Annotated in this window: 1 protein-coding gene; it reads right to left on the bottom strand. The window is 36.2% G+C overall.

What is annotated here, in order from left to right; genetic code table 11:
• The coding region (locus AC1DTM_RS31395; RefSeq protein WP_477001808.1) for an IclR family transcriptional regulator at positions 1 to 508 on the bottom strand (508 nt) is incomplete at both ends.

The following is a 508-nucleotide window of genomic DNA, read 5'->3' as shown; positions in this document are numbered from 1 at the left end:
ATCGAAAAGAATTTGCTTTTGTTCTGGTAAAGAAGAAAGTAAATGTTCTACAATGTGTTCCATTTCATTCGTGTTCATATTGGCAAGCATCGTTTTATTTGCGGCGCCAATTGAAAGTGGAATCTGTTCCCCTAAGTTATCGATAACTCGAATTTTTAAAGGGCTATCAATTCTTTCAATGATAATAGAATGTGTTCCATTTGGAATGTTCAAATAAACACTTTCTTCAACTTCAGAGGCCAAACGCTTCATTACTTCTCTTGCAACAGATCTGTAGTCTACCTTCTCCAATTGACGTAATCCTATTTCCATCCACATTGGCCCAATCTTGTACTGTTTTGTTTCTGAAATTTGCGTAACTAACCCATGCTCCATCAAAGAGTTCAGTAACCTATGTACTGTACTAACCGGGAGATGTGTTCTATCAGCTATATCAGAAATAGCCCAATACTCTTTTTCATTTGTAGAATTCAGTAACTTAATAATACCTATCGCTCGATCAATGGAC

The organism is Bacillus sp. P4_D3 (assembly GCF_056401855.1).
The sequence above is the reverse complement of the archived record's forward strand: the minus strand, read 5'-3'. Positions and strand labels throughout refer to the sequence as shown.